This is a genomic window from uncultured Campylobacter sp., assembly GCF_963517995.1.
Classification (GTDB): Bacteria; Campylobacterota; Campylobacteria; order Campylobacterales; family Campylobacteraceae; genus Campylobacter_A.
In genome coordinates this window covers 1-25273 of record NZ_CAUQHQ010000009.1, presented here as the reverse complement: position 1 = coordinate 25273, position 25273 = coordinate 1, and the positions used below count along the sequence as shown (strand labels likewise).

The following is a 25273-nucleotide window of genomic DNA, read 5'->3' as shown; positions in this document are numbered from 1 at the left end:
TTTATTTTGTTTTAAGACGCTCGTATTTTAGCATTTTTGGGTTAAATTTTACTAAACGGCGACGTCGCCGAGCTTTGCGTTGATAGCTTCTATCAAGCTTTGGGGCGCGATTTTTATCTGTTTTCCGCGCACGCCGGCGCTTACGTAGACGTAGTCTTGTTTTAAAATCCTCTCGTCAAAAAACGTCTCAAAGGCCTTTTTCATCGCTATGGGCGAGCAGCCGCCGCGGATGTAGCCCGTCACTTTTTCAAGCTCTCTTAAATTTAAAAGTTCGCACTTTTTATGCCCGCTAAGTCTAGCTAGAGCCTTTAAATTTAAGCTCAAATCGCCCTGTATGCACGCTACGACGTAGCCTCTAGGCTCGCATTCGCAGACGATGGTTTTATAGATTTTTTCTATTTGCTCGCCGCAAACGGCGGCTACGTGAACGGCGCTCAGATCGCTTTCATCCACTTCGTATTCGACTAACTCGTAGGAGATATGTTTGCAGTCTAGAAACCTCGCGGCATTTGTTTTATGTACCATTGCCTTCTCATTTTTTAAAAATTTAAGATATAATTATAGCTAAAATTTTAAGGAGAGTGAATGGCTGAAGACATTTTGGAAAATCAAAGCAAAAAAGGAAACGGGCTGGTTCTCGTCATCATCGTCGTTATTTTGTTGCTTCTTTTGGTAGTCGGCGGACTTTTAGCGTTTTTACTAATGGGAAATAGCGAAGATGCCGCGCAAACGCAAGCAGTGCAAGCGCAAACCGAGCAGGTTCAAGCTTCGGCGCCTAAAAATACCGCAGGCAAGCGCTCAAACGACTATATAAATATGGGGCCCGTTTATCCGCTAGATCAGTTTATCGTAAATTTACTTAGCGAAAGCGGCTCGAGATACCTAAAAACAAAGGTCGATCTAGAGCTTAGCGCCGAGACGCTAACGCCTGAAATCGATAAGAAAAAGCCGCTAATCAGGGATATCATCGTATCGACGCTGTCATCTAAAACATACGAGGAAGTCAGCACTCAAAAAGGCAAAAACCGCCTAAAAGACGAGATAGTAGACCGCCTAAACGAGGTTTTAGCCGACGGTCATATAAAAAATATCTACTTTACCGACTTTGTGGTGCAATGATCGGTATAGATATCGTAGCGATCTCGCGAATCTCAAGGCTTAAAGAGCGGCGAGGCGAGGATTTTTTGAGATATTTTTTAAGCGACGAAGAGATAAATATCGCAAAAACGGACGCTACGGTAGCGGGATTTTTCGCAGCTAAAGAAGCTATCAGCAAGGCTCTTGGCTGCGGGATCTCGGCCGAGTTTTCGTTTTTTGACGCTCGAATTTACAAAGACGACAAAAATGCGCCTAAAGTAAAATTTTCAGAAAAAATCATTAAAAATTTTAACGTAAAAGGTGCCGAAATCACGATTAGCCACGACGGCGGATTTGCGATCGCCGCCGCGATACTACAAAGAAAAGAAAATGAATAACCCGACAATCTCCATAATAGCCCCCTGCTATAACGAAGAAGAGACGATAGAGCCGTTTTTACGGCGTATAGAAGAAATTTTGAAGCAAATAAACGAACCGTACGAAATAGTATTTATAAACGACGGCAGCAAGGACAACACGCTAAACGTCTTGCTAAACGCGAAACAAAATTTTAAAAACATAAGGATTATAAATTTCTCAAGGAATTTCGGCAAAGAAGCCGCGCTAACGGCGGGCCTGGATAAAGCTAGAGGCGAGGCTGCGATCCCTATAGACGTAGATTTGCAAGACCCGCCAGAGCTCATAAAAGAGCTCGTAGCAAGATGGCGCGAAGGATACGACGTCGTACTGGCCAAACGCGCGGATAGAACATCAGATAGCTTCGCTAAAAGAGTCAGCGCGGATCTTTTTTATAAACTAAACGGCAAAATTTCAAACGTGGATATTCCAAACAACGTCGGAGACTTTAGGCTGATGAGCAAAAGGACCGTAGAAGCGCTAAAGCAACTACCCGAAAATCAACGATTTATGAAGGGGCTTTTTGCGTGGGTCGGCTTTAAAACGACCGTCATCGAATACGCCAGAGAAAAACGCGAGGCCGGACAAAGTAGCTTTAACGGCTGGAAGCTTTGGAATTTCGCGCTTGACGGGATAACTAGCTTTAGCACTCTGCCTCTTAGGATTTGGCTTTATATCGGCGCATTGGTTTCTTTTTTATCGTTTTTATACGGTAGCTTCATTATCTTAAAAACCCTAATATTTGGCGTAGATTTGCCAGGATACGCATCGCTTGCGGTTATTATGCTATTTTTGGGCGGTATCCAGCTCATCGGGATAGGGATTTTAGGCGAATACATAGGCAGAATCTACTCCGAGTCCAAGCGCCGTCCAAGCTACATAATAGAAGGCGAATACTAAGTGCAGGTCGTAAAATACGGCCTAGTGGGCGCTTTATCCACGCTCATTCATATATGCGTAGCCTGGACTTATATGTACTTTACTAACGGCTCCGTCGTAATCGCAAATATCGCCGCCTTTTTGGTCGCCTACGTTTTTTCGTATCTGGCTCAATCAAAAATAGTTTTTAAAAGCTGTCTAAATTTAAAAAAAGCCATTAAATTTTTCGTTATTAAGTTTATTGCCCTACTGATAGCTATGTTTTTGAGCGATTTTACAGATCAAAACGGCTACGTAAAGACCATCTTAATTATTTTTGTTATGCCGATTATAACGTTTTTGATCCATAAATTTTGGACATTTAAACAAAATTAGCCTATCCTTGTAACGGCGTAAAGATAATCGAAACGCAGTTGTTGTCGTATCTTATTAGAGTATGCAAAGGCGTTTGTATGCGCTTTACTTCTTTTTTCCCTTCTTGCATGCAAAGACCGGGAGCCCAAACCTCGTGCCACTTGTGCAGATCGTAAGCCCAGTACAGCCAGTTTATATTAAATATATCAGACTGTGCGATTATAGGAAAGGTTTTTGCCGCCGTTACGGCTGCGGGCGATCTCAGATCGGCTCCAAAAATAGAGTTAAATCCGAATTTCTCGCCGGCCGGAACGATTTTATTAAAGTCCTGCAGCGCTAGCTCTACTCTATATCTTGCGTATTGAGCTTGCTCTTTCATCGCGTTTGCATACGCATAGGACTGAACTATTAGCGAATAGGTCAAAATACAAGCGACGAATTTGGGCAAAAAGGATAAAAATTTAACCTCGAATTTTAGAGAAAAAATAAAAATTATCGCTAAAAATACGCCAGCACCCATAAACATCCTAGAAAAAAACAACTGTTTAACTAAAATCAAATATGCGCCGTAAGATAAAAGCAAGCCTAAGACGATAAAACAAATCGTAAAAATCGCCGCTAGTATTTTGTTTATCTTTGCGGTTTTAACGGCCGCCAAAAAGAACATCGAAACGCCGGCGATAAATATAGAAACAAACACGGTTTTTCTAAACGTAAATCTATAATATTCGTAAACGCGTTCTAAATTTCCTTTTATGCCTTCATACGCTTGGTCTAAAGAGAAAATTTCGTTTGACGTGTAGTTATCTACCGTTTGCATAACGAAAAATCTATAAATCAAAAATGCGCAAACATAAGAAAAAATCAAAACCCCTATTAGTTTAAGCGTCTGAGAGGGCTTATGTCCGGCTAAAATCCCGTCCAAAACCGCAAATAAAGATAGCATCAAAAAAGCGGAATTTCCGGCCTGATATGTCGTAAGCGTAAGTTGCATACAAAGTATGGAAACAAAGACAAAAGCGAGTTTACGCCTCAAAAATAAAAAAGAAAATATCGGAGCTACTAGGGCTATCGTCATAAAGATACTGTCGAATTTATAGCTCATATTTTCTAAAAAATAGGGGCTTAGACCTAAAATAACGCTGGCGATTAAGCCTAGTTTGGAGTACTTTTTTAAAATAACCTTAACCAAAACCATGGAGCCGATAGATAAAAGCCCTATAGATAAAAGGTGCGTCAGAGGCGAAGCTAGAACATTTCTATGCTCGCTAAGATATATAAATTTCGATAAATACTCGGACATATACCTACTAAAAAGGAAAAAATCAAACTGACCCGTCGCCGACCTGTAGTAATCATCGGAGTAGTTTATGTTATTTATCATCAAGGCAAAATATCCAAGAAAATAAACCGTATAAATAAAAAAGAAATATTTTAGAAAATCTTTTTGTTTAAAAAAATGTAAAAAAGTAAATTTAATAAAAATGATATTTTTTAAAATTAGATTCATACTCTTTCCCCAAGATAGATTAAAAACAACCGTAAAAAGCCTTTTTGCGGTATTAAAATGAATTTGGATTATATTTTTTTATTCATTAAAGTATATTGAATGCATATTTCAAAAATCATCGCTCTTGCAAGCTTTTGGTTCATAATAATGCAAAGGTTCGCGAAATTTAGCCTAAATTTGGCATCCTTTGGCAAAGCCGTTGCAACCGGCTAAATTCCGTAAAACCATACGAGAATTTAAACAAAAAGCATGTAGAAATCAAATTTTAAAATTTCAGCGCGATTTACGCCGCAAAACTAAAATCGATTTTAGCCTTAATGCAAAATAAAGTAAATTTTACTTCTGAAGTCTAGGCAAATGCCAGCCAAGATAATACGCCGCAAGCCTAAACACGACGCCAAACGCAAAAAGCCCCATCACCCAAAAAACGCTAGTAAGCCCGGCGTAATCCATAGCAAAATAAAGCAGTCCCACTACGATACTAACCGTCGCGTAAAGCCCGGTTTTAAGACACCATGGGACTTCGTTAAACAGCACGTCGCGTATCATGCCTCCGCCCACGCCGTTGCAAAGCGCGAGCAACACGACGCCAAAGACGTTGTAGCCAAACTGTAGCGCCACGATCGCCCCGACGATAGAAAAGCTCACGAGATCCACGGCGTCGGTGGTGACGAAAAGGAATTTTTTCTCGATATCGCTTCGCTTATGTAGGCGCAAAAACGCCGAAAGAAAAAGCATCACCATCACGATAATGCACGGAGCGTAGTGCGTAAACGAATACGGCGGGCGCGAGACGATAGCGTCGCGCATAAATCCGCCTCCAAGCGCGGTTAGAAGCGCGGCGATAAAGATACCCAGCCAGTCGCAGTCGCGCTTAACCGCGAAGATAAATCCGCTCGTGGCGGCCGAAGCGATGCCGATGTATTCGGCTACCAGAAGTGCTGTCATTTAGTACCTTAAGTTTTTAAACGAGATTTTACATTTTTAAAATAAAAAAGCAGTTAAATTTAAACAAAACTACGAGCGACGGGCGCAAACGAGCGGCAAAAGTGCCAGCGCGTACGGGCGCAAAGATCGGACGCATTTTACGGCTCGGCGCCGGCGATACAATCCAATCCGCGCTTATAAATTTAACCCGTTTAACCCGATTTACGCATGGACGGTGCGATTTGGCGAATGCGGCAAAACGACTGTCCTCATAGCTACGGCGCACTAGAAATTTTGGGCGCATCTTATACCGCGACGGTAGCGATAAACATAACGTCAGTTTCCGCAAAATCAATCCCGTCTCGTGCCAAAATCCAAAGCCGTTAAAATTTAAGCGCATCTTACGCAAAGAGTAGGACGGCATAAATTCGGCGAATTGGCAAAATTATACCAAGACGTCCGCGAGAGCGCTCGACTAAAATAAAGCGTTCGCAAATCTGACGCTCGGGGCTTGCTTTACTCCCCGCTCGTATATCAAGTTTAGCCGAATTTGAAGGCAACTGCACCGCCGTTAAACGAGACTAAATTTGCGCGCTGCCGCCAAAGCCGACGCGAAACTCGGTTAGTCCGCCGCCGCTTTTGCACGAGATTTTAAACCCGAGCTCCTCGCAAAATGTTTTAACGATGTGAAGCCCGATACCAAAGCCGCCGTTTCGCTCGTCAAACCGCGTGTAAAGATCAAAAATCCGCGGCAAATTTTCCTTCGCGATGCCCGCGCCGCTGTTTGATATCGCGAGCGCTGCGGGAGTTAAATTTACGCTTACCGAGCCGTTTTCGTCGCAGTATTTTATGGCGTTGCTGAGTAGATTATCTATGATTTTTCGCGTTTTTTTATAGGACGAGCGTAGCTGCACTTCGGCGATTTGCGTGCTTAGTTTTATATTTTTTTGCTCCAAATTTAGCCCAAAGTATCCGATCCGCTCGCGTACCAGCTCGCTCAGGCTAAAGCTCGTCGCCGCGCCATCCTCTTTACCGCTAAGCTTTACCAGCGTGAGGTCCTCGTAAAGCGTCGAGATCGTTTTGGATGCGGTTTTTATGTTATTTAGATATTTTTTGGGATCGGTCTCAAACATCTCTATACTCATCAAAATGACGCTAAGAGGCGTGTTTATCTCATGCGTCGTATCCCTGATAAAGCCGTTTAAAAAGTCGATACGACGGTAAAGCGGACGCAGCGAAAGACGGATGATAAAATAAGCTATGACTAAAATAGCAAGCAGTATCATAAACGAGAAAAATATTATCTTGAGTTTTAGCGTGAGAATCGCAAACTCGGGATCCGCGACCTTGACCGCGACGTAGTACTCCTCCTCGCCGAGGCGATTTTTGAGATAAAACTGCACCACAGAGCTCGTTCCGTCCTTGTATCTGCTCGGCATGCCCTCGCGCGGCTCAAAGTCGTCCTCGATCTCCTCACCCGTTTTTAAATTTGCGGCAAAAGCCTCGACGTCATCAAAATCATCGTCGTCTATCTCGCCGTTTTTTTGTAGTTTATTTTGCAGGTGGTGCTGCAAATCTCGCACGATAAATACGTCGCGGTCTAGGATAAAATGCTTCTCTCGCTCGTAAAACATCTGCGCAAAAAATACCAAAAATGCGGCGCTCGTGATAAAATAGAGTAAAAAAATAGGTAAAATTTGACGGTCCCAGAGCGGGGCGAAGGCTTTTTTAACTAATTTTAGAAAGGACATTTGCCGCCTTTTGGGTTAAATTTGCGGCTACCTTGCGGACGTAAATTTTGAAGCATAAAACGGCAAAAATCTTGCGTAAATTTGGATGAAATTTCAAATCCGCGCCATGCTCTTTGCCTCTTAGTCGCACCAAAAAGCTTAAACATATTTATAGCCTAGCTTTGATGCGCTCACGATTCGCTCTTTGCCTAAAATTTTACGCAGCTCCGCGATATAAACGCGCAAACTAAGCTCGCTAGGACTCTCGTCGTAGTCCCAAATTTGAGAATAAATCTCCTCTCTACTTAAAAATTTATCCTGGTTTTTAAGTAAGAGTGCCAGCAGCCTAGACTGCTTTTTAGGCATCGAGACAGCCTTGCCGTCACGAAACAGCAAGCCCTGATTCATATCAAAGCCCAAATTTTCGCCCAGATTTACCAGTTCATTTTTGTTATGCACAAAGGTGCGTTTTAGCAAATTTTGCACGCGCAGATGTAGCTCTTTTAGCTCAAACGGCTTTTTAATGTAGTCGTCGCAGCCGCTAGTAAAGCCGGTTTGCACGTCATCGAGCGTATTTAGCGAGGTCGTAAATATACAAGGCGTGTTTTTGCCGGCGTTTCGCAGCTCCCTAAGTAGTGCAAAGCCGCTACCGCCGATGATCTTGACGTCAAATATCCAAAGATCAAAGTTACTCTCGTAGGCTAAATTTAACGCGTCGTCGTAGCTTTTCGCGCCCGCAGTCTCGTAGCCCTGAGCCTGCAAGTACGCGCGCATCATCTCAAGCAGCATATTTTCGTCCTCGACGATCAAAATTTTACTCATTTTCGCTCCGTTTTCGTTTGTTTTTGTCGTTTTACGGCGTTTCATCCGCTTGATTTTCGGGTTTTATCTATCCTGTTTGCAAGGCTCGTTTTCATCTGAGATTTTTAAAGAGCGCTCAAATTTTGCTACAAATAAATCCTGCGTAAATTTATCAAATTTCATCTAAATTCCAGGGTAAAATTTCATAAATTTACGTCGTCGTCAAAATGCTTAAATGTGCAAAGAGCGGGACAAATTTTCGCGCAAATTTAAACGAAAACCCGCCCCGCAAAGCCTAAAAAAGGCCGAATTTACTCTTTGTTGCGCGGCATATGAGGGCCTTTGCCGTCTTTATCTTTTATAAATCCGCCCTTAAAATCGTGCTTAAATTTCTTGTGAAAATCATCGTCGTCATCGTCTTTTAGCTCGATATCAAGCTTTTTAGCCTCCGCCACGCTTAGCGCGCCCACTTGGGCGTTATAGCCGTTTCTAAACTCGCGCATAAACGCCTCTTTATCGGCGATACTCATCGCATCAAGCTTCTTTCTGATTTCGGTCTTTAGCCCGCGCTTAGCCTCTTTGGCTTCAAATTTTAGCTTGCCCGCGCGCTTATCTATCTCAAACGCTACCTCGCTAAGCGTCTTAGCGTCGGCGTTTGCGACCATTTTATAAAGCTCGTCGTTCGTGCTATTTTCAAGCGAAGTGGCAAAAAGCCCGCCCGCAACCAACATACTAATCAAAACTACTTTTTTCATTTTCTCTCCTTCAAAAAGATGAGCGAAGTTTAAAGAAAAGTCGTGAAAAAAATGTTAATTTAAAATTTCGTTGATTTTTTTGACGAAATTTATCGGATTTACCTGCACACCGCCGGCGATCACGCCAAAGTGTAGGTGCGGCCCGCTCACTCGTCCGCTAGCGCCGCTAAGCGCGATAGTATCGCCTTTTTTGACGCTTTGTCCGACTTTAACGTTTAGCGCGCTTAGATGATAGTACTGCGTGTAAATGCCCTCGCCGTGATCGATCACAACCGATCCGCCAGCGTAGTAGCGATCTTTTGCGATGGCGACTACGCCGTCATTTGCCGCGATTACGGGCGTACCGACCGCCGCTCTAAAGTCCGTGCCGCCGTGGTAGCTCTTTAGGGTGCCGTTAAATACGCGCGCGGTACCAAACGGGCTCGTGACTGCCGAGCTCATCGGCAGGATAAATTTGGAGTTAAATTTTAGCCCGGCATTAGCCGTCGCGTAGATTTTATTTGCTTCCTCGCGCTCCTCCTCGATACGTTTTAGCACGTCTTTTGGCGGCGTTACTTTGCCGCCTTCGACGGTTATTTTTTCTTTTTTATATTCGCCCTCTACGATCTTAAAAACTATCGTCTCATCGCCGCTTTTAAGCCCGTTTACTAGCTTTATTTCGCCCTTTTGACGGTATCCCGCGGAAACGATGGCAAATTTTAAATTTTCATCCCTCGGTACGCTAAGCCAGCGCTTTTTTTTACCGTCAATGCTTAAATTTCCGGCAAATTTAGCCTCCACCCGCACTATCTCCACGTCGCCGTTTATGATCGTCTGAGTTTCGCCGGACGCGCCGCCCTGCGCTTTTGCGCTTAAATTTAGGCAGAGCAAAACCGCCAAAATAATCTTTTTCATTTAACTCCTTTCCGCATAAGGTTAACGAACATTTTTTAAATTTAATAAAAAAATACTATAATAGCGGGTAAATTTTACAAAAAAGGAAACAAAAATGAAAAGATTTTTAAAGCTTGCAACTTGCGCACTGCTATTTACGCAGCTTGCTTATGCTGATTTTACGCAAAATCAAAAGGTTAGGACGTCGCTTGATATCCTAAACGACTTAGGCACTCAAAAACTGCTAAATACAAAGGATACGAGCGAAGTTAAGGGTATAATCATTATCCCTGAGATGGTAAGCGGAGGCCTGATAGCTACTACGCATTCAGGCGACGGTATCTTTATCGGTAGAAACGACGATAATGAATGGAGTAGCCCGATATTCGTTAGCTTTAAAGGCGGCGGCATCGGTTTGCAGGCGGGATATAAATCAACCGACCTAATTATTTTAATCAAATCAAGAAGATCGTACGCAGGACTACTAAACGGAAAAGGACAAATCGATCTAAGCACCGATGCAGTGATACTCGGTGCAGGCGAAAAAGCGGGAGTTATGACTGATTTGCCCGAAATTTCGGCTTGGGCTACGGAAAGAGGCAAAAGCAGAGGGCTTTTTGTCGGAGTTAGCATAAATACCTCTTTGATAGTCGTCGATAAGCAAGCTACGTTTGATTATTACGATAGAATGTATGACATGGAAGATATTTATAACAACTCGCCTAAAGAGTCTAGATACACAAAAAAGCTTCAAGAAATAGCGAATAAATTTTTTCAGTATAAAAAATAAGAAAAACTCGGTTTAGCCGTTTGGCTAAACCGTATAAAGAGAAACGAACCTTTTTTTGTTGATCGGCGAAAACTGAGTCATATATTCAAACGCTTCTTCATAATCGCCGTCGGTGTATTTCGCAACCTCTTCTATAAGCTCGAAAAGCTCCTCGTCGTCAAGCGATTCAAAATTGCCTCGATTTTCCAAAACCTCCAGCAAAACAGCCTCAAGCTCTAGCTCGTCGTACGTCATAGTAGCCCTTTTAAAAAATTTGCGGAATTATGCCAAAATAACCTTTATAATCGCTTAGCCAAAATCTTGATTTTTTGAGAATTAGTCTTAAATTTATCGCATTATCAGCTTATTTTACTATAATTAGAACCTATTTTTATAAGGCAAAGCGGCTATAAATGCACAATTTTGATAATTTTTATATTAAATTTTTAGAGTTTTTACGAGATTGCGGATATAAAAATTCCGCCGCTAAAGAGCAAATTTTAAAAATTTTATTTTCTAGCGACGAGCATCTTAGCGCAAGCCAGATAAAAACAAGGATTAAAAGCGAATTTAGACGAAATCTGAGCCTAACGGCGATATATCAGTTTTTAAATTTTTTACAAAAATTCGGTTTAGTTCTTGCTTTTGAAGAGGACGGAACGAATAAATTCGAGCTAAACTTAAAGTCACACCACGATCATCTCGTCTGCACGAAGTGCGGCGCGACCGAGAGTTTTTTCGATAAATACATAGAAGAAAAACAAGAGCGAATTTGTCAAATTTCAGGCTTTAAACTCGAAGGTCACGCGATGATTTTATACGGTTTTTGTCCAAAATGCCAAAACAAATAGCGTTTTAAACATTTTTATCAAAAATGATTTGATAACGATATGCAAAAAAGTTTCAGTTAAATTTAAGCGTAGCAAAACGATAATACGCAAAAAACAAAGGAGAAACATGAGTGCAGCGCCACATATACCATCAGAACTAGTCTTACGCATAGCTTCGTATTTCACGCCGATCCACCACGTCGCAGGCCGCTTAAGAGTCCGCGTCAGCAGCGATATCAAAAAGGAAGCAGACAGCTTGCCGTTAGAAAAAATCGATCAAACGATAAAGCAAATAGACGGCATAAAAAACGTCAAATTTAACAAACTAATCGGCTCGGCTACGATCGAATACGACCACGAAATTTTCCCGAAAAAGATGTGGGACGATCTGCTAAAAGGCGAAAATTTACACGAGATCTCGGCTCTAATCAACAACCTAGCGCAAAAAGCTACCGGCGGCGCAAGATGAACGATGAGCTAAAACAAGCCGCAAACGCGGTTTTTTTACTAGAGTCACAGGGGGTAAAATTTTACGATAGCGTAAAAGAAAAAGATGAGATTTTCGCTCAAATTTTAGCCGTTAGGCAAAGCGGACTGGAGCTTTTAAAGCCTTATGCGGATCCCGCCGATCCGCAAGTTTTTTACGCTTTAGCGTGCGAGGATCTTGACGCTTGCTTTATAAAAGCCCTAAACTACGAGTTTGAGCTAAACGCGTTTTATGAAAATTTAACCGATAGTCTTGGCGACGAAAACTTTAAAGACGTCTGCTTTAGGCTCTGGGCGACGTCAAATAACGAATACATCCCGGCTCTAAAAGCAAAGCTAGCTCAAATTTTAGCCGCGCAGTTTCAAGCTGCGGATAACGCAAGCCAAGAGGAGCAGGCGCAAACGGCTCAAAATCAAAGCGAAAATATCTTAAACGCTTTTGACTCAAGCAGCTTTAATCAAATCAGCCAAACGCTAGAGCGCATAAGCTCAGGACAAGGCGGCAAAGACGACGTCGTCGCGCTTTTAAATAACCCGAATTTTTCATTTTTCGGCGGACTGGCGCTGGGCGGACTAGCTAGCATGATGCTAAGTAAAAATTTAGACAAAAACAAAGATAAAGAATAAAATTTAACACAAAGGATAAAAAATGGCATTACCGTTTATCGCAGGCGCGATTTTGGGTGGTTTAGCCGTCGCGGCTTTCGGCAATAAAGACAAAATCAAATCGGCTCTTGAAACCGGACTAGATAAAGGCAAAGAGTTTGCCCAAAACGCAAAAGACTATGCGCAAAAAAAGGCTAGCGAAGTAAAAGAGTATGCAGAGGAAAAATTTGCCAAAGCGTCCGAAGAGGTCAAAAGCGAAATAAAAAATCGCAAAAGGCGTACTAGCGAGGAAGTAGCGGCGGAAAAAGCGGCTAAAGAAGCAGCTAGGACAAAACAAGGCAGAAAGAAACCGGGGCCAAAAGCTAAAAAAACGGTCGCAAAACCGGTAGTAAAAGCCGAACAAGAGCAAGCAAAACCTCAAGAACTAAAGCCAGAAGCCGACGTGACCGAGGAAACTAAAGCGATGGCAGACAGTATCGCAAACGCGCTCGAAGCAAATTTGGGCAGAAATCACTAAAAAAAGGTAAAATATGGCGCTAACTTCAACCACTAGACTTCCGGCAGACCACCTAATAAGCGGCGCGCTAATCGGCGCGATGGCAGCCGGCGGCGTAGAAATACTAAACTATAAAAAAGGCAAGGTCAGCAAGACGCAGGCCGTAGCTAAAACGACTAAAATCGCTATCCAAGGCGGTATCGTCACGGCGTGCGCTATCAGCGCATCAAACAAACTAGTCTCGGCGCGCTATCTTGCGGCTGCGGCAACCGTTGCCGTCGGTATCGCCGGCGTAATCGCTACGGAAAAAATAATCAAAATTTTAGAGGAAGATAAATGAAAAACCCTTACATACACGAAACGCAAACTATAAATCAACTAAACGAAGACGGTAGCACGACTACGACTACTACGACGGTAAAGACTACCGGTGCCCCAAGCGCGCTGGATAATAGCATAAATAATGCGCTAAAAGACTTTATCCCCGCAAATTTTAATGCCGCGGGCTTCATAAAAGGCGCGCTAATAGGCGGCGTCGTAGCCTACGTGCTAACCAATGAAAATGCCCAAAAGGCGATATTTTCCGCTATCGTAAAGGGGTCAAATTTGCTTCAAGCCGGATTTGAGGAGTTAAAAGAGCGCTTTGAAGACGTAAAGGCTGAAATTGACTCCCAAAAATAACGTTCGCATCGCGCATCTAACCAAAAACCGTGCTAGATTTATCTGCGAACGCATCGGCGAAAACTGCGACGAGAGCCATCTGGAGGCGCAAATTTCCGAATTTAAATACGTAAAAAGCGTCAGAGTAAATAAAAAAGCCAAGAGCATCGTGGTCGGCTTTGAGTCAAATTTAGACGAGATTAGAGATTTTATCGAGAATTTACCGATTAAAAATTTAACCAAGCGTAAAGAAGAGCCGAGCAAGGCTGAAATTTACAAAGCCGCAGCCGCTTTAGCTCTCACTCCGCTGATCAGCAGCAATGGCGTAAAGGCCGCGGTTAGCCTCGTCGCCGCAGCTCCTTTGCTAAAAGAGGGCGCAAGCGAAGCCGTAAACGAGGGCGTAACCTCAAAGGCTCTTGAAGCCGCGGCTGTCGGCGTGAGCTTAGCTAGACGCGACTTTTTAGCCGCAAATAGCACGAATCTCATGCTAACGATCGGCGAATATATGGAAGAAAGCGCCGTACATCGCAGCGACGATCTTATCAAAGAACTAGCCCGTCCAAACATCGAAGAGGTCTGGATCGAGATAAATAATAGCGGCGAAAAATCTCTCAAAAAGATCTCGACCGCCGACGTCAAAGTAGGCGACATCGTGGTCGTCGGCGCAGGCGAGAGTATCGGTATAGACGGCTATATCGTAGAAGGCACCGCAAGCGTAAATCAAGTCTCGATGACGGGCGAAGCAGAACCGGTCAAAAAAGAGCGCGGCGACCGCGTGATGAGCGGAACGGTCGTAGAAGACGGACGCATAAAAATTTGGGCCGAGAGCATAGCTGCCGAGAGCGCGACTGCGAGGATAAAATCATACATCCAAAGCTCGCTAAACGAAAAATCCTCCGTCGGATTAAAAGCCACGAGGCTAGCCGACAAGCTAGTGCCAGTTACGCTAAGCCTAGCCGGCGTTTCGTATCTGCTTAGCCGCGATATGACGCGCGTTGCTAGCGTCTTGCAGGCGGATTATTCCTGCGCGCTAAAGTTAGCCACGCCCGTCGCCTTTAAATCAAGCATCTCAAAAGCAGGCCGCAACGGCGTGCTGATAAAGGGCGCTAAATCTATCGAAGCGCTAGCGAGCGCCGATACTTTCGTCTTTGATAAAACAGGCACGCTAACGCACGGCAGCCTAAGCGTCGTTAAGGTTCACTCGTTTAAAAAAGAATTTAGCGAAGCGCAGCTGTTAAATTTGACTGCAAGTGCAGAGGAACACTACTTCCACCCCGTAGCCGAGGCTATCGTAAAGGCCGCTAGAGAGATAGGCTTTCATCACATCCACCACGACGAGGTAGAGTTTATCGTCGCTCACGGCGTGAAAACCTACGTAGGCGGCAAAGAGGTCGTGATCGGTTCGCGGCACTTTTTAGAGGACGACGAGCAAATTTCGTTTAGCAAGCACGAAGAGATCATAAAAAACGAGGTAAATAGCGGACTTACGCTACTATACGTAGGCTACGACAAAGAGCTCTTAGGCATCATCGCCATGCGCGACACCATGCGAGAAAACGCCGCACAGACGCTGGCAAAACTGCGACAACTGGGTGTAAAAGAGCTCATCATGCTAACGGGCGACGTGCAGTCTAAAGCCGATCAAGTAGCAAGCGAACTAGGCATCGATAAAGTCTATGCAAACTGCCTGCCTACCGATAAGGCAGGCATCATCGAGCAGTTAAAGGCCGAGGGTAAAAAAGTAGCCTTTATCGGAGACGGTATCAACGACGCGCCAAGCCTAACCAAGGCTCACGTAGGCATCAGCATGCAAAGAGGCGCGGACATAGCAAAAGCTACCGCCGACATAAGCCTACTAAAAGACGACATCGGCTCCGTCGCCGTCGCAAAAGACATAGCAAATAAAACCATGAGGCTGATAAATACGAATTTTAACGCCACCGTCGGTATAAATTCGCTCATCCTAGCAGGCGCGACGTTTGGGCTATTTAACCCTATCGCCACGGCCGTTTTGCACAACGGTACGACTATCGGACTACTGGCAAATTCGATGAAAGGCGTCAAAATAGGCGCAAAATAAATTTGAAGGAATGACGGTTGATAGATAAAATTTTAAAATTTATGAACGACGAGATGTCGCTAGCTAACGACTTTTTATACGGCTATTTTTTGGTTATAGTGCTTGTTCTTGCGGGTATTTATTTTAGCTATATTACGAGATTTGTGCAGTTTAGGATGTTTTTTGAGGCTTGCAAGGTTTTAGTCGAGAAAAAAGACAAATACAACAAGCACCACCTCACGCCCTTTCAAGCGCTTATGATTTCCACCGCTTCGCGCGTTGGTATCGGAAATATCGCAGGCATCTCCGCCGCTATCGTAGCAGGCGGTCCGGGCGCGCTATTTTGGATGTGTTTGATGGCTTTTTTGGGCGCGGCTTCGGCATTTGCCGAGAGTACGCTAGCTCAAATTTACAAGACCAAAGACGTATTTGGCTTTAAAGGCGGCCCGGCATACTACATCAAAAACGGCCTAGGTATTAAATGGCTAGCTACGCTTTTTGCCGTTATCCTCGTCATTACCTATGCTTACGGATTTAACGGCCTACAAAGCTATACTATGACCTCCGCCTTTCAAATTTACTACGACCAAAGCGCGGGTGCTACGAGCTTTAGCGATAGCGGCTTGCCCGTGGGTATCGGCCTCATACTTACCGCATTTGCGGCGGTGATGTTTTTTAGCAAGAGCCACGTCATTGGCAAGGTTAGCTCCTATATCGTGCCCTTTATGGCGCTTGCTTACATCCTGCTAGCCTTTATCGCGATCTGTTTAAATTTAGACAAGCTCCCGTCCGTCTTTGATATGATTATAAAAAGCGCCTTTGATTTTAAGGCGATATTCGGCGGATTTGCCGGTAGCGTGATCGTCTACGGTATCAAACGCGGACTGTTTTCAAACGAAGCGGGCATGGGTTCTGCGCCAAACGCTGCGGCTGCTGCCCACACGAGCCACCCCGTAAAGCAAGGACTCGTGCAGGCGATGGCGGTTTTTATAGATATGACCATCTGCGTGGCTTCCGGTATGATAGTGCTTTTCTCGCAGGCTTATATCACAAAGCAAACCGGCGTTAGCGGCGAGCCGCTCACCGCCCTTCCTTTAGTACAGGCCGCGATGCGCGAGTACTTCGGCGAGATAGGGCTACACTTTACGACGCTTGCGGTGGTGCTTTTTGCCATCACGTCGCTGATTGGCAACTATTACTACGCGCAGGAAAATATCAAATATCTCACGAAAAATCACAAAATCGCCACGGCATTTAAGATTACGGCGGTCGCGATGATATTCGTCGGGGCGCAGATGAACCTAACTATCGCGTGGAATATCGCCGACATCACGATGGCTGCGATGGCTACGATAAATATCGCTGCGATCTTTATGCTATCAAAAGTCATGATAAAAGCCCTAAAAGACTACGAATCGCAAAGAAAAGCGGGTCTAAATCCGGAATTTGACCCCGGGAGTATCGGCATAAAAAATACCTCTTGCTGGAGCAAAAAATGAAAATAGGCGGGGAACTTTTAAATTTACAAACCCATAGAAAAGTCGCCAAGGTCGGCATGAGCGTCACTTTAGCGGCTGTTTGCGTCACGGCTTTGGGGATGCTCGGACGAAACAAAGGTGGCTTTAAAAAGTGGCACGTAGCCTCAGGCGTCGCGTTTATAGGTTTTTCGCTCTATCACGCGGGCCTTTACGATAACGGCTTTTTTAGAAACATGATCGTAAACGCAAACAGGAAAAACGCCGAAGCAAAGAGGCTAGCAAGCGATGATAAAGCTTAGCGACGCCGAAATTTTAGCCTACATCGGCGAGGATCTGCCCTATTTTGATCTAACAACCTCGCTTCAAGGCATCCAAAAAAGCGCCTCTTTAACCATACTGCCGCGCGAAGACGTGACGGTTAGCTGCGCAGACGTCGCCGCTCGCATCGCGCAGTTGCTTGGCTGCGAGGCGCAAATTTGCGTCCCAAACTCAGCCGTCGCAGCTGCAAAAGAGCCGATCGTAAAAATCAGCGGCAGTTACGACGATGTGCACAAAGCCTGGAAACTAGCGCAAATTTGCCTAGAGTACGCCTGCAAGATCGCCACCTACGCAAGAGCGATGAACGAGGCCGCCAAAAGCGTAAATCCAAAATGCGAAATCCTAGCCACGCGCAAGAGCTTCCCGTTTGCTAAGAAATTTTGCCTAAAAGCCGTGCTTGAGGGCGGCTGCGGCATACATAGGCTAAATTTGAGCGAAAGCATGCTGTTTTTTAAAAATCACATCAAGGCTTACGATTCTTACGAGGAGTTTTTGGCTGAAATTCCAACCTTTAAAACAAAAGCTCCCGAGCGCAAAATCGCCGTCGAATGCGAAAATTTAGATGATTGTGAAGCACTTTTAAAGGCGGGCGCCGACGTCGTGCAGTGCGATAAATTTACGTCGGAAGCCGTAAAGCAAGCAGTAGACCTACGAGATAAAATCGCCCCAAACGCGGCCCTAGTCGCAAGCGGCGGGATAAATCTAAAAAACATCAAGGAATTCGCTAGTGCCGGAGCGGACGCTCTGGTTACGTCAGCTATGTATACGCAAGGTATGGCAGATATCACGGCGATTTTAGAGATAGTATAATTTATAAATTTTACGAGCAAACAAGGCGCCAAATCTAAACCGATATTTTGCAAAGCATGAGTTTAAATAAAATTTAAATAAATTTGAATTGCCTCCTATACTCGCCGCGTAAAGGCTAGGCCCATACGAATCTAACTGTTAGCCGGCCATCAAATTTCGGCGATTATCTTTCAAATTTTCAAAAAACCATCGCCAAAAGCGCTAAAATTTAACGATAAATTTAAAGACGCCTTTACCGTAACTTAAAGCAAACACGCCGAGTTTAAATCATGAATTTATGAGCTTAACCTTTGTCTGCATAGCCCGAAATCCTTCGGGATTTATTTCGCGTGAACCCAAAGATAAAATTTGCTTATTACTTGAAATTTTATATAAAGCAGACAAAAACCCATCAAATTCCGGCGAGCCGTCGGCATGGCAATTTATAATAAGCTTATTGCCATCGTAAAAACAAAGCGACGGTTTTTTAGCGGCTTTGAGCTTTACGCCAAAAAACCAAACGTTCTCAAGCGCAACTTTTTTACCGTTAAAAGTTATCAAAGATTTATTTGTAACTATGAGCCCTTGCCTGATAAATCCGACGACATCCCTATATAAAGCCAGCATTACGAAAAATATCGCAAGCGCGACAAAGAATTTATAAAGTAGCTCGCTAGATTTTACAAAAGAAACAAGCATCGCCGCCGTAAAAATAATCCAAAACAAAATCATAAATGCAACCAAAAGCCTGTTTACGCACGGATATTCATAGATTATTTCTTCGCCGCTACCCAACCTTATACGCTTTGAAATTTGATCAAAATACCTCACCTTGTCGCCTTTTTACTATCGCTACCAGAACCCTCAAAACAGCATCGTTAATTAGTTATTCATTTATCTACCGCGCTTAAATTCGGCTTCACAGACGTTTTTTTACGCTTGAAATCCGCACCCAAGCCGCCGTTTAGCAAGCAATATCAGCCTCCCGCATCACCCGCTCAAACCATTCGTATTTTTTATCGCTTATCCTCGTTACGCAGCCGTCTTGCTTTTTAGCGACTAGAGCCAAATTTGAAAATTTCTGTTCGTCTTCGTTTTTGATAGGAGCGCTGTTGTCGTAGAAATATATCTCGTCGCAAACGCCGACGAGCCGAGCTAAATTTACAAAGCTGGCGTCATATCTGCGCTCCAGCACGGCACCGTCTATAGAGTGTCCGTTTTTAGCCGCGCGTATCGCGACTCTGCGTTTAGAAAGCTCCACGTTTTCAAGGCCTACGTAAAATAGCGTAACGAAGTAGCCGCGCGCCTTGGCGTCTTTGATAAAATTTACGATAGAATGCCCGCTTAGCGTTGTTTCGATATTAAAGCTGACGCCGTTTTCAAGGTAGTTTTTGCGAAGGCGCAGAGCCAGCCTTGCCGCGCGCTGCTGATCTTTTGCGTTGCGCCAATCGCCAAATTCCCGCACTAATTCGTCGGAATTTATCCTTAACCCATAAATTTTATCATCCTCTAGCTGCCTCACATAAAATGTCGATTTGCCCGCGCCGTTCACGCCCGCAAATACGTAGAGTCGCTTCACAAACTTATCTCTTTTATATCGGCGATCTTGAGAAATTCCGCATAAATTTGCCCCACGAGCGCAAGGCGGTTTTTACGCACGAGCTCGTCCTCGGCGTTTATCATTACGTTGTCGAAAAACTCGTCTATCGCGGCTTTTAGACCGAAAAGATTTTTTAGGCGTTCGCTGTATGAGCCGCCTGCTTTTACTGCGGCCTTAAAGGCGTCAAATAGCTTTTTCTCGCTCTGGTTTTCAAATTTCGCCTCGTCTACCGTGCCGAAATTTTCGTCCTTGATGATGTTTGCCAGACGCTTAAAGGTGCTGAAATTTTGCCTAAAGTCCTCCGCTGCGCAGATCGCGCCTAGAGCCTCGATCGCCTCGCACTGCGCGAGCACGTCGCCTTTCTTGCTAGCTAGGCAGGCCTTTACGACGGACGGGTTTACGTCAAAGAAGGTGTAAAGTCTATCGAAAATGAAATTTATGAGCGCCTCGACGTCAAATTTAGCATATCCCTCCGCCGTCTCGCGTAAAAATGCCGCGATATCAAGGTTTAGATTTTCGTTTTGGATGATCTTGATGACGCCGTTAGCCGCGCGGCGGAGCGCATATGGGTCTTTGTTGCCGCTTGGGATCTTGCCCGCGCTAAAGAGCCCGATTAGCGTCTCGAGCTTGATCGCGAGCGCGACGACGGAGCTAAAGATAGTGCTAGGTAGCGCGCTAGCCTCGCCGCTTGGCAGATATTGCTCCTTGATGGCGGTTACGACGTTTTCGTTTTCGCCCTTTGTCGTCGCGTAGTAGCCGCCCATCACGCCCTGAAGCTCGGTAAACTCATACACCATCTGCGTAGTTAGATCAGCCTTGCTCAGCATCACAGCGCGCTCTAGTAGCGCCTCGTATTCCTCTCCCGCGCACGCTTTTAGCCGATCGGCGCAGATTTTGGCTAGTCGTTTTGCGACGCCTAGCTCGCGCACGCTTTTGTCAAATGTGCTGCCAAGCTCCTTTAGATAGGTGATATTTTTTAGTTTTTCAGGGCCGAACTCATGCGCTAGGTCGCTGCACCAGAAAAACATCGCGTCGCTAAGCCTTGCGCGAAGTACTTTTTCGTTACCTTTTACGATGAGCGCAGGCTCGGGCGAGATGGCGTTACTGACGACTACGAAGCGATTAGCGAGCTTGCCGCCTTCAAAAACGGGAAAATACCTCTGATTTTCCTTCATCGAAGTGATGATGACCTCGCTAGGCACTTCCAAAAACTCCCGCTCAAAGCCGCCAAGTAGCGCGGTTGGATGCTCGGTGATTGCTACGACTTCGTCTAGCAGTGCCTCGTCCACCTCGACCGTTACACCGTTTTTAGCTTCGATTTGTTTAAATTCGCTCAAAATTTTCTCTCTGCGCGCGTTTTGATCGAGGATTACGCCGATTTTAGGCATCGCAGCGAAATAATCTTTTGCGTTTTTGACGGTAAATTTATCGTAGCTTACGCTTCTGTGCATGAAAATACTATCGCCGCTTTCCACGTCAAATTTGTTAAATTTAACGACCTCGTCTCCAAGCAGGCACAAAAACGAGCGTACCGGGCGGATAAACTCAAATTTACCCTCGCCCCAGCGCATAGATTTGCCAAAATTTAAGCCGAGCAAAAACTTCTCTATCATATCTCCCAGAAGCTCCGCGCTTGGCTTACCAGCGACCGGCTTTTTATAGTAGAGTACCTCTTTGCCGCCGATGGTTTCAAATTTTAGCTCGGACTCTGCGATACCGCATTTTTTAGCGAAGCTTAGCGCGGCAGGCGTCCAGGCGCCGTCTTTTTGCGCGACTTGCCTCGGCGCACCGATAAACTCGCTAAATCCGTCCTCCTGGCGCACCGCAAATTTCGGGTGATAAAACGCAATCCTACGCGGCGTGTAGTAAAACTCGCACTCGCTGTCCAGGCCGTTTTGCGTTAGCGTCTCGCGCCATTTCGCCGCGACGTTGCCGCACTCTTTTAAAAACGGGATCGCCGGTAGCTCCTCGACGCCGATCTCCACGATCAGTTCTTTTGTTTCGCTCATTTTTTATCCTTTTTTAAATTTTGTCTTCTTTTGCTTCTCTCAAGCGTCTGCGTGACGAATCCGCGCATCAAAAATATCATAAAAAGCACGAATGCGCCAAGCATCACCGCATCAATTATCTTCATTTTCTATCCAAATTTGAGGATCGTTTTTGTAGCTCACGACGCGAACGGAGGTGAAAACCGCCTCTTTTTCGTTGCGCGGTTTGCCCTTTGCGCCGTAAATTTTAATATCTCCGTACGGCGTATAGAGTCTGCCGTTTCGCACTTCGCCGCTGATAAGGCTAAACACGTCGCCAGAGCGCGCTTGCTTTAGGTTTTTAGCCTCCAGCATCTGCTCACGCGGATCTTGCGTTTCCTCGTAAATTTTAATCGCATAATGCGAGCTAATCTCAAGATTTCCCTTAAACTCGTCTAGGCGGTTTACCGCTACGTCCATGACCTGGCCGGGCTTTGCGTCGTTTTTTGGCTCGTACACGTAGATGCCGCGCTTATCCTGCGCTAGCGTGAAGCCCTTTTTGTCCTTTTGTACGACCGTAGTGCGTTTTAGCAAAACGGGTAAATTTGACTTTTTTGACAGCTCGCCGACCCGCGCCTCGGCGATATTTTGCAGCGTATTTTTAGCGTTTTTATCAAAATTTAGCCTAAAAACCAGCGCGAAATGATCCGAAATTTGCTCTCCCTCTCGCTCAACCTTAAAGCTGTTTAAAACGTAATTTTGGTTAAGCGCGTCTTTGGAGATCAGGACGTGATCAAGTGCATTTAGGCTCGTGTGCGAGTATCGCTCGTGCTTTGGCAAAAATGCCCAAAGATTGGCTAAATTTTTACTAGCCGCAAGATCGCCCAGCAGCTCTTTATCCCCGTAAGGCGTATTAAAATCGCCCAAAACCACGACTTTTTCAGCATCCGCTAAGGCCGATTTTAGAGTGATAAAAGCCGTTTTTCTCTGCTTTAAAGGATTTTTCCTAGCTGGAAAATGCAAATTTAAAAGGCTAAATTTTTGCCCATTAACCTCAAAATCAAGCCTTAAAATGTCCCTTGTTTTTACGTTTGGAACACTAAAGATTTGCGTTTTTTCAGGCTTTACGCGAGAGATGACGGCTAGGCCTACGGGACCGTTTTTACCCTTTGAAAAGGCAAAATATTTATATCCCGTCTCCTTCATTAGCTCTTTTAAAATCATTTCGTTTTCGATCTCTTGAAGCGCGATGATATCGGCGTTTAACTCTTTTATCTTTGCACTTACGGCTTTAAATTTAGCGCTTGCTTTTTTCTCGTTCCACTCCGATTTACCGACGACGAAATCCTTATACTCGCTACCGTCGTTTTTGGCATCAAATAAATTTTGCACGTTAAACGTAGCGATCTTTAGCTCGGCGCCCGCCGCAAAAACGACGAAAAACAGGGCCGCAAAAAAGAGCGCAAAGAGTCTATCTGCCGCAAATTTCATAGCGCGCTTCCAAGGCCTGACTGGGCGAAATTTTGCCTGATAGCCTCATACGCGATGATGCCCGCGCTCGTGGCTAAATTTAAGCTCCTGCCGTGCTCGCCCATCGGGATTTTGATCGCGTTTGCGAAATTTCGCTGCATCAGCTCCATAGGCAGCCCCGTACTTTCGCCGCCGAAAAACAGAAAATCGCCCTTTTTAAACTCCGCTTCAAAATAAAATTTATGAGCCTTTGTCGTAGCGTAAAAAAACCTATCCTCGAACCGGGCATTTGCGCGTAAAAACTCGTCTAAATTCTCCCAAATCACCGGATTTAGCAACGCCCAGTAATCAAGTCCCGCGCGCCTAACTGCCTTTTCGCTGATGTCAAAAACGGTCGGCTTGATTATATGAAGCTTAAGGTTTGCATTTACGCACATGCGGCCGATCGAACCCGTATTTTGGGGGATTTGAGGATGAACGAGGACGATATTAAACATTTAAAAAGCCGCCTTAGCCCGCATTTTAAAAGACGCAAAAGAGCTTGTCTGGCCGCGTAAATTTGGGCTTTTTGCAAGGCTTGCAAACTTTAAAAAATTATTTTTTAAGTAGTGTTTAAAAATATCGCCGCAAACGCATCGCGACGAGTCTTTTTTATTTTGAAAATTTATAATTGAGATTTTTTCCACTTTCGCCTCTTTAAAATAGGGCTTGATTTTAGCCAATTTGCGCTTTTAACTAGGTTAATTTTTAAGCGCGGCTTGACTTTTCGTTTAAAATTTTTTCTATCGCCAAATCCTGCCTGCGCCTTATCTCGGCACCGATTGCAGCGCCTTTAAAGCCTTGCTTTAAAATCTCGGCCGTATCGATAGCGGGCTCAAATTTGGCTTCATAAACGCCTAAGCTTTTGGCTCTTTTTATGAGGCTGGGCGAGTTTAGCCCGAGCCAGCTTTTTAGCGGCTTATCAAGCGCGATTTTAAGCAGCTCGACGTCGCTTGGACGCTGCGAAAAAAACGGCTCTTTAACGCAGGCTTCAAAGCTTTTTGGCAGTCCTAAATCGTAAAAATTTTTAACGCCGAAATAGCCGTTTAAAAGATATAAAAACTCGCGCTCGTCTTTTTTGCCGTTTTGTTTGGGTAGAAATTTAACAGCGCTTTTTAGCTTTACGGCAAATTTTTCCGCCTCGGCGCGGCTCAAATTTAGCCCGAAAATTTTGCCCAAAAGCCCTAGTTTATAAAGATACCAAAAGCCGACCTCTTGAAATTTAGCGCCAAAAAGCTTCATCAGCTCGCCGTTTATGCGCTCTCGGCTAAGATCTCTGATACTTAGGCTCTTCATTAGCCTCAAACTATCACGCGCGATGCGGAAATTTAGCCGCGCGCTAAACTGCACCGCCCGCAGTACGCGTAGGCTATCTTCGGCGAATTTTTCATCGTCGATATGGCGCAAGATACCGCGTTTTAGGTCGCGCTCTCCGCCGTAAAAGTCCAAAAACGAGCCGTCAAAGATATTTATCATCATCGCGTTTACGGTAAAGTCTCGGCGCAAAGACGCCGCGCGCTCGTCATCGGCGTAAGCAACCTCAAACGCTTTGTGTCCCTCGCCCGTTTTGTTTTCGGTTCGCGGTAAAGAAAGGTCGAAATTTTTAAATTTATAAACGAAGTAATTTTTGCCCACGCCGCAAGCGCCGATTTGCGCCATCAGCGCGTCAAATTTAGCCGGGTCGATACCGTAAATTTCAACGTCAAAGTCGGATATTTTTTTACCCAGCATCGCATCGCGAACGCAGCCGCCGACGATATACGCGCGCTTGGTGTGGGGTGCGAGAAAATCTCGCAGCCATTTTAGATTTTTATTTTTGCAGATTTTCGAGCCGATTTTCGACATTTGCCAGCACGAATTCTAAAAATTTAAGCGTGAGCGAGAGCCTGTCTTTTAGGTTTTCCTCGCTAGTCGCGTTTAGCCCCTCAAAAAGCACCAAAACGCGCTCTTTTAGGTTTTTTAGAAATATCTCCTCGCCCGTAAAATTCGCAACCTCGACCTCAAAGGCTTTTTGCGGCGTAGCGGTCAGGGCGGACTCCCGGACGGCGTCAAATTCCGCCGCCGTTTTTTGCGAGCTTACCGCGCTATCCAGGGCCGCCTCAAACTCGCTAGCCTCGTCCGCTACGCTTATCTCGCCGACTAAATTTGCAAGCCCGGCGGCATTGGTTAAATTTACGTCGCCGCTTGATACGAGCGTATTTGTTAAATTTGTCCCGTCTTTAGTTTCGTTTGTCTCTTGCGATACGTCCTGTTTTTCGCGCGCGGCGTCCATTCGCTCTAGCTCCATCGCCACCTCGTCTATCGCCATTTTCGCTATTTCTTCTAGTTTCATAGTTTTATCAGCCACCTTTTAAATTCGGTTATTTCTTCATCCGTTTTCATC

31 protein-coding genes are annotated in these 25273 nt (G+C 44.9%); 15 read left to right on the top strand and 16 right to left on the bottom strand.

Features of this window, described 5'->3' with window-relative positions:
- Positions 1-51: 51 nt before the first annotated feature.
- The gene (gene ybaK, locus RYL88_RS02045) at positions 52-525 is read right to left on the bottom strand and encodes a Cys-tRNA(Pro) deacylase (protein ID WP_314988750.1); all 474 of its coding nucleotides are present in this window, start codon (positions 523-525) and stop codon (positions 52-54) included.
- A gap of 60 nt (positions 526-585) precedes the next feature.
- On the opposite strand from ybaK, the gene fliL reads away from it, so the two are divergent.
- From fliL to RYL88_RS02025, 4 genes are read left to right on the top strand one after another with little or no spacing between them, the layout of a single operon-like run.
- Positions 586-1119 carry a flagellar basal body-associated protein FliL gene (fliL, locus tag RYL88_RS02040; RefSeq protein WP_314988749.1) on the top strand — a complete coding sequence of 178 codons (534 nt, stop codon included), beginning with the start codon at positions 586-588 and terminating at the stop codon, positions 1117-1119.
- A complete protein-coding gene (gene acpS, locus RYL88_RS02035) occupies positions 1116-1475 on the top strand; it encodes a holo-ACP synthase (protein WP_314988747.1) in 360 nt (119 codons plus the stop codon). The genes fliL and acpS overlap by 4 nt, the downstream gene beginning before the upstream one ends.
- Positions 1468-2394, top strand: coding sequence for a glycosyltransferase family 2 protein (locus RYL88_RS02030; protein WP_314988745.1), 927 nt, complete (start codon positions 1468-1470; stop codon positions 2392-2394). The genes acpS and RYL88_RS02030 overlap by 8 nt, the downstream gene beginning before the upstream one ends.
- Complete coding sequence (locus tag RYL88_RS02025; RefSeq protein ID WP_314988743.1) at positions 2395-2748, top strand: GtrA family protein; 354 nt, start codon at positions 2395-2397, stop codon at positions 2746-2748.
- A 1-nt stretch (position 2749) separates the two neighbouring features.
- On the opposite strand, the gene RYL88_RS02020 is transcribed toward RYL88_RS02025, so the two are convergent.
- The 6 genes from RYL88_RS02020 to RYL88_RS01995 all read right to left on the bottom strand — a co-directional run bounded on the left by RYL88_RS02020 (position 2750) and on the right by RYL88_RS01995 (position 9344).
- Positions 2750-4111, bottom strand: coding sequence for a glucosyltransferase domain-containing protein (locus RYL88_RS02020; protein WP_314988742.1), 1362 nt, complete (start codon positions 4109-4111; stop codon positions 2750-2752).
- A gap of 462 nt (positions 4112-4573) precedes the next feature.
- On the bottom strand, positions 4574-5185 hold the full coding sequence (locus RYL88_RS02015) for a TRIC cation channel family protein (RefSeq protein ID WP_314988740.1): 612 nt from the start codon (positions 5183-5185) through the stop codon (positions 4574-4576).
- Positions 5186-5745: 560 nt separating this feature from the next.
- Positions 5746-6915: a HAMP domain-containing sensor histidine kinase gene (locus tag RYL88_RS02010; RefSeq protein WP_314988739.1), complete on the bottom strand. Its 1170-nt coding sequence runs from the start codon at positions 6913-6915 to the stop codon at positions 5746-5748.
- Positions 6916-7053: 138 nt separating this feature from the next.
- Positions 7054-7716: a response regulator transcription factor gene (locus RYL88_RS02005; RefSeq protein ID WP_314988738.1), complete on the bottom strand. Its 663-nt coding sequence runs from the start codon at positions 7714-7716 to the stop codon at positions 7054-7056.
- Between the two features lie 290 nt (positions 7717-8006).
- Positions 8007-8450, bottom strand: a complete 444-nt coding sequence (locus RYL88_RS02000) for a DUF1104 domain-containing protein (RefSeq protein WP_314988737.1) — start codon at positions 8448-8450, stop codon at positions 8007-8009.
- A 54-nt stretch (positions 8451-8504) separates the two neighbouring features.
- On the bottom strand, positions 8505-9344 hold the full coding sequence (locus RYL88_RS01995; RefSeq protein WP_314988736.1) for a M23 family metallopeptidase: 840 nt from the start codon (positions 9342-9344) through the stop codon (positions 8505-8507).
- Positions 9345-9438: 94 nt separating this feature from the next.
- On the opposite strand from RYL88_RS01995, the gene RYL88_RS01990 reads away from it, so the two are divergent.
- The gene (locus RYL88_RS01990; protein WP_314988735.1) at positions 9439-10113 is read left to right on the top strand and encodes a lipid-binding SYLF domain-containing protein; all 675 of its coding nucleotides are present in this window, start codon (positions 9439-9441) and stop codon (positions 10111-10113) included.
- Between the two features lie 24 nt (positions 10114-10137).
- On the opposite strand, the gene RYL88_RS01985 is transcribed toward RYL88_RS01990, so the two are convergent.
- Positions 10138-10347, bottom strand: a complete 210-nt coding sequence (locus tag RYL88_RS01985; protein ID WP_002945385.1) for a hypothetical protein — start codon at positions 10345-10347, stop codon at positions 10138-10140.
- 158 nt (positions 10348-10505) lie between these two features.
- Here RYL88_RS01985 and RYL88_RS01980 point away from each other — a divergent pair, with 158 nt between their 5' ends.
- The 10 genes from RYL88_RS01980 (at position 10506) to modD (ending at position 17835) form a co-directional block, all read left to right on the top strand.
- Entirely contained in the window at positions 10506-10943 is a 438-nt protein-coding gene (locus tag RYL88_RS01980) for a transcriptional repressor (RefSeq protein WP_314988734.1), read from the top strand.
- A 106-nt stretch (positions 10944-11049) separates the two neighbouring features.
- The gene (locus RYL88_RS01975) at positions 11050-11391 is read left to right on the top strand and encodes an HMA2 domain-containing protein (RefSeq protein WP_297940988.1); all 342 of its coding nucleotides are present in this window, start codon (positions 11050-11052) and stop codon (positions 11389-11391) included.
- Positions 11388-12035, top strand: a complete 648-nt coding sequence (locus RYL88_RS01970) for an aminotransferase (RefSeq protein ID WP_314988733.1) — start codon at positions 11388-11390, stop codon at positions 12033-12035. Before RYL88_RS01975 ends, RYL88_RS01970 begins: the two co-directional genes overlap by 4 nt.
- Before the next feature lie 22 nt (positions 12036-12057).
- A complete protein-coding gene (locus RYL88_RS01965; protein ID WP_314988732.1) occupies positions 12058-12531 on the top strand; it encodes a hypothetical protein in 474 nt (157 codons plus the stop codon).
- A gap of 13 nt (positions 12532-12544) precedes the next feature.
- The gene (locus RYL88_RS01960; protein WP_297967243.1) at positions 12545-12850 is read left to right on the top strand and encodes a Cys/Met metabolism pyridoxal-phosphate-dependent enzyme; all 306 of its coding nucleotides are present in this window, start codon (positions 12545-12547) and stop codon (positions 12848-12850) included.
- Positions 12847-13191, top strand: coding sequence for a YtxH domain-containing protein (locus RYL88_RS01955; protein ID WP_314988731.1), 345 nt, complete (start codon positions 12847-12849; stop codon positions 13189-13191). The genes RYL88_RS01960 and RYL88_RS01955 overlap by 4 nt, the downstream gene beginning before the upstream one ends.
- The gene (locus tag RYL88_RS01950) at positions 13175-15250 is read left to right on the top strand and encodes a heavy metal translocating P-type ATPase (protein ID WP_314988730.1); all 2076 of its coding nucleotides are present in this window, start codon (positions 13175-13177) and stop codon (positions 15248-15250) included. The genes RYL88_RS01955 and RYL88_RS01950 overlap by 17 nt, the downstream gene beginning before the upstream one ends.
- 41 nt (positions 15251-15291) lie before the next feature.
- Positions 15292-16728: an alanine/glycine:cation symporter family protein gene (locus tag RYL88_RS01945; protein WP_314988762.1), complete on the top strand. Its 1437-nt coding sequence runs from the start codon at positions 15292-15294 to the stop codon at positions 16726-16728.
- Positions 16725-17006: a helicase gene (locus tag RYL88_RS01940; protein WP_314988729.1), complete on the top strand. Its 282-nt coding sequence runs from the start codon at positions 16725-16727 to the stop codon at positions 17004-17006. The genes RYL88_RS01945 and RYL88_RS01940 overlap by 4 nt, the downstream gene beginning before the upstream one ends.
- A complete protein-coding gene (gene modD, locus RYL88_RS01935) occupies positions 16993-17835 on the top strand; it encodes a ModD protein (protein ID WP_314988728.1) in 843 nt (280 codons plus the stop codon). The genes RYL88_RS01940 and modD overlap by 14 nt, the downstream gene beginning before the upstream one ends.
- 267 nt (positions 17836-18102) lie before the next feature.
- Here modD and RYL88_RS01930 read toward each other — a convergent pair whose 3' ends face one another.
- The 8 genes from RYL88_RS01930 to RYL88_RS01895 form a co-directional block, all read right to left on the bottom strand.
- A complete protein-coding gene (locus RYL88_RS01930) occupies positions 18103-18645 on the bottom strand; it encodes a hypothetical protein (RefSeq protein WP_314988727.1) in 543 nt (180 codons plus the stop codon).
- 133 nt (positions 18646-18778) lie between these two features.
- Positions 18779-19393: a zeta toxin family protein gene (locus RYL88_RS01925; RefSeq protein ID WP_314988726.1), complete on the bottom strand. Its 615-nt coding sequence runs from the start codon at positions 19391-19393 to the stop codon at positions 18779-18781.
- The gene (glyS, locus tag RYL88_RS01920) at positions 19390-21423 is read right to left on the bottom strand and encodes a glycine--tRNA ligase subunit beta (RefSeq protein ID WP_314988725.1); all 2034 of its coding nucleotides are present in this window, start codon (positions 21421-21423) and stop codon (positions 19390-19392) included. Before glyS ends, RYL88_RS01925 begins: the two co-directional genes overlap by 4 nt.
- The gene (locus tag RYL88_RS01915; protein WP_002948095.1) at positions 21420-21548 is read right to left on the bottom strand and encodes a hypothetical protein; all 129 of its coding nucleotides are present in this window, start codon (positions 21546-21548) and stop codon (positions 21420-21422) included. Before RYL88_RS01915 ends, glyS begins: the two co-directional genes overlap by 4 nt.
- On the bottom strand, positions 21535-22872 hold the full coding sequence (locus tag RYL88_RS01910; RefSeq protein WP_314988724.1) for an endonuclease/exonuclease/phosphatase family protein: 1338 nt from the start codon (positions 22870-22872) through the stop codon (positions 21535-21537). Before RYL88_RS01910 ends, RYL88_RS01915 begins: the two co-directional genes overlap by 14 nt.
- Entirely contained in the window at positions 22869-23348 is a 480-nt protein-coding gene (locus RYL88_RS01905) for a tRNA (cytidine(34)-2'-O)-methyltransferase (RefSeq protein ID WP_314988723.1), read from the bottom strand. Before RYL88_RS01905 ends, RYL88_RS01910 begins: the two co-directional genes overlap by 4 nt.
- 250 nt (positions 23349-23598) lie before the next feature.
- A complete protein-coding gene (locus tag RYL88_RS01900; protein WP_314988722.1) occupies positions 23599-24735 on the bottom strand; it encodes a CCA tRNA nucleotidyltransferase in 1137 nt (378 codons plus the stop codon).
- The gene (locus RYL88_RS01895) at positions 24701-25222 is read right to left on the bottom strand and encodes a GlcNAc transferase (RefSeq protein ID WP_314988721.1); all 522 of its coding nucleotides are present in this window, start codon (positions 25220-25222) and stop codon (positions 24701-24703) included. Before RYL88_RS01895 ends, RYL88_RS01900 begins: the two co-directional genes overlap by 35 nt.
- Between the last annotated feature and the right edge of the window lie 51 nt (positions 25223-25273).

Bases quoted from the DNA above. Each gene is read 5' to 3' on its own strand.
- ybaK (WP_314988750.1), bottom strand. From the start codon at position 525: ATGGTACATAAAACAAATGCCGCGAGGTTTCTAGACTGCAAACATATC.
- fliL (WP_314988749.1), top strand. From the start codon at position 586: ATGGCTGAAGACATTTTGGAAAATCAAAGCAAAAAAGGAAACGGGCTG.
- acpS (WP_314988747.1), top strand. From the start codon at position 1,116: ATGATCGGTATAGATATCGTAGCGATCTCGCGAATCTCAAGGCTTAAA.
- RYL88_RS02030 (WP_314988745.1), top strand. From the start codon at position 1,468: ATGAATAACCCGACAATCTCCATAATAGCCCCCTGCTATAACGAAGAA.
- RYL88_RS02020 (WP_314988742.1), bottom strand. From the start codon at position 4,111: ATGATAAATAACATAAACTACTCCGATGATTACTACAGGTCGGCGACG.
- RYL88_RS02015 (WP_314988740.1), bottom strand. From the start codon at position 5,185: ATGACAGCACTTCTGGTAGCCGAATACATCGGCATCGCTTCGGCCGCC.
- RYL88_RS02010 (WP_314988739.1), bottom strand. From the start codon at position 6,915: ATGTCCTTTCTAAAATTAGTTAAAAAAGCCTTCGCCCCGCTCTGGGAC.
- RYL88_RS02005 (WP_314988738.1), bottom strand. From the start codon at position 7,716: ATGAGTAAAATTTTGATCGTCGAGGACGAAAATATGCTGCTTGAGATG.
- RYL88_RS02000 (WP_314988737.1), bottom strand. From the start codon at position 8,450: ATGAAAAAAGTAGTTTTGATTAGTATGTTGGTTGCGGGCGGGCTTTTT.
- RYL88_RS01995 (WP_314988736.1), bottom strand. From the start codon at position 9,344: ATGAAAAAGATTATTTTGGCGGTTTTGCTCTGCCTAAATTTAAGCGCA.
- RYL88_RS01990 (WP_314988735.1), top strand. From the start codon at position 9,439: ATGAAAAGATTTTTAAAGCTTGCAACTTGCGCACTGCTATTTACGCAG.
- RYL88_RS01985 (WP_002945385.1), bottom strand. From the start codon at position 10,347: ATGACGTACGACGAGCTAGAGCTTGAGGCTGTTTTGCTGGAGGTTTTG.
- RYL88_RS01980 (WP_314988734.1), top strand. From the start codon at position 10,506: ATGCACAATTTTGATAATTTTTATATTAAATTTTTAGAGTTTTTACGA.
- RYL88_RS01975 (WP_297940988.1), top strand. From the start codon at position 11,050: ATGAGTGCAGCGCCACATATACCATCAGAACTAGTCTTACGCATAGCT.
- RYL88_RS01970 (WP_314988733.1), top strand. From the start codon at position 11,388: ATGAACGATGAGCTAAAACAAGCCGCAAACGCGGTTTTTTTACTAGAG.
- RYL88_RS01965 (WP_314988732.1), top strand. From the start codon at position 12,058: ATGGCATTACCGTTTATCGCAGGCGCGATTTTGGGTGGTTTAGCCGTC.
- RYL88_RS01960 (WP_297967243.1), top strand. From the start codon at position 12,545: ATGGCGCTAACTTCAACCACTAGACTTCCGGCAGACCACCTAATAAGC.
- RYL88_RS01955 (WP_314988731.1), top strand. From the start codon at position 12,847: ATGAAAAACCCTTACATACACGAAACGCAAACTATAAATCAACTAAAC.
- RYL88_RS01945 (WP_314988762.1), top strand. From the start codon at position 15,292: ATGAACGACGAGATGTCGCTAGCTAACGACTTTTTATACGGCTATTTT.
- RYL88_RS01940 (WP_314988729.1), top strand. From the start codon at position 16,725: ATGAAAATAGGCGGGGAACTTTTAAATTTACAAACCCATAGAAAAGTC.
- modD (WP_314988728.1), top strand. From the start codon at position 16,993: ATGATAAAGCTTAGCGACGCCGAAATTTTAGCCTACATCGGCGAGGAT.
- glyS (WP_314988725.1), bottom strand. From the start codon at position 21,423: ATGAGCGAAACAAAAGAACTGATCGTGGAGATCGGCGTCGAGGAGCTA.
- RYL88_RS01915 (WP_002948095.1), bottom strand. From the start codon at position 21,548: ATGAAGATAATTGATGCGGTGATGCTTGGCGCATTCGTGCTTTTTATG.
- RYL88_RS01910 (WP_314988724.1), bottom strand. From the start codon at position 22,872: ATGAAATTTGCGGCAGATAGACTCTTTGCGCTCTTTTTTGCGGCCCTG.
- RYL88_RS01905 (WP_314988723.1), bottom strand. From the start codon at position 23,348: ATGTTTAATATCGTCCTCGTTCATCCTCAAATCCCCCAAAATACGGGT.
- RYL88_RS01900 (WP_314988722.1), bottom strand. From the start codon at position 24,735: ATGTCGAAAATCGGCTCGAAAATCTGCAAAAATAAAAATCTAAAATGG.
- RYL88_RS01895 (WP_314988721.1), bottom strand. From the start codon at position 25,222: ATGAAACTAGAAGAAATAGCGAAAATGGCGATAGACGAGGTGGCGATG.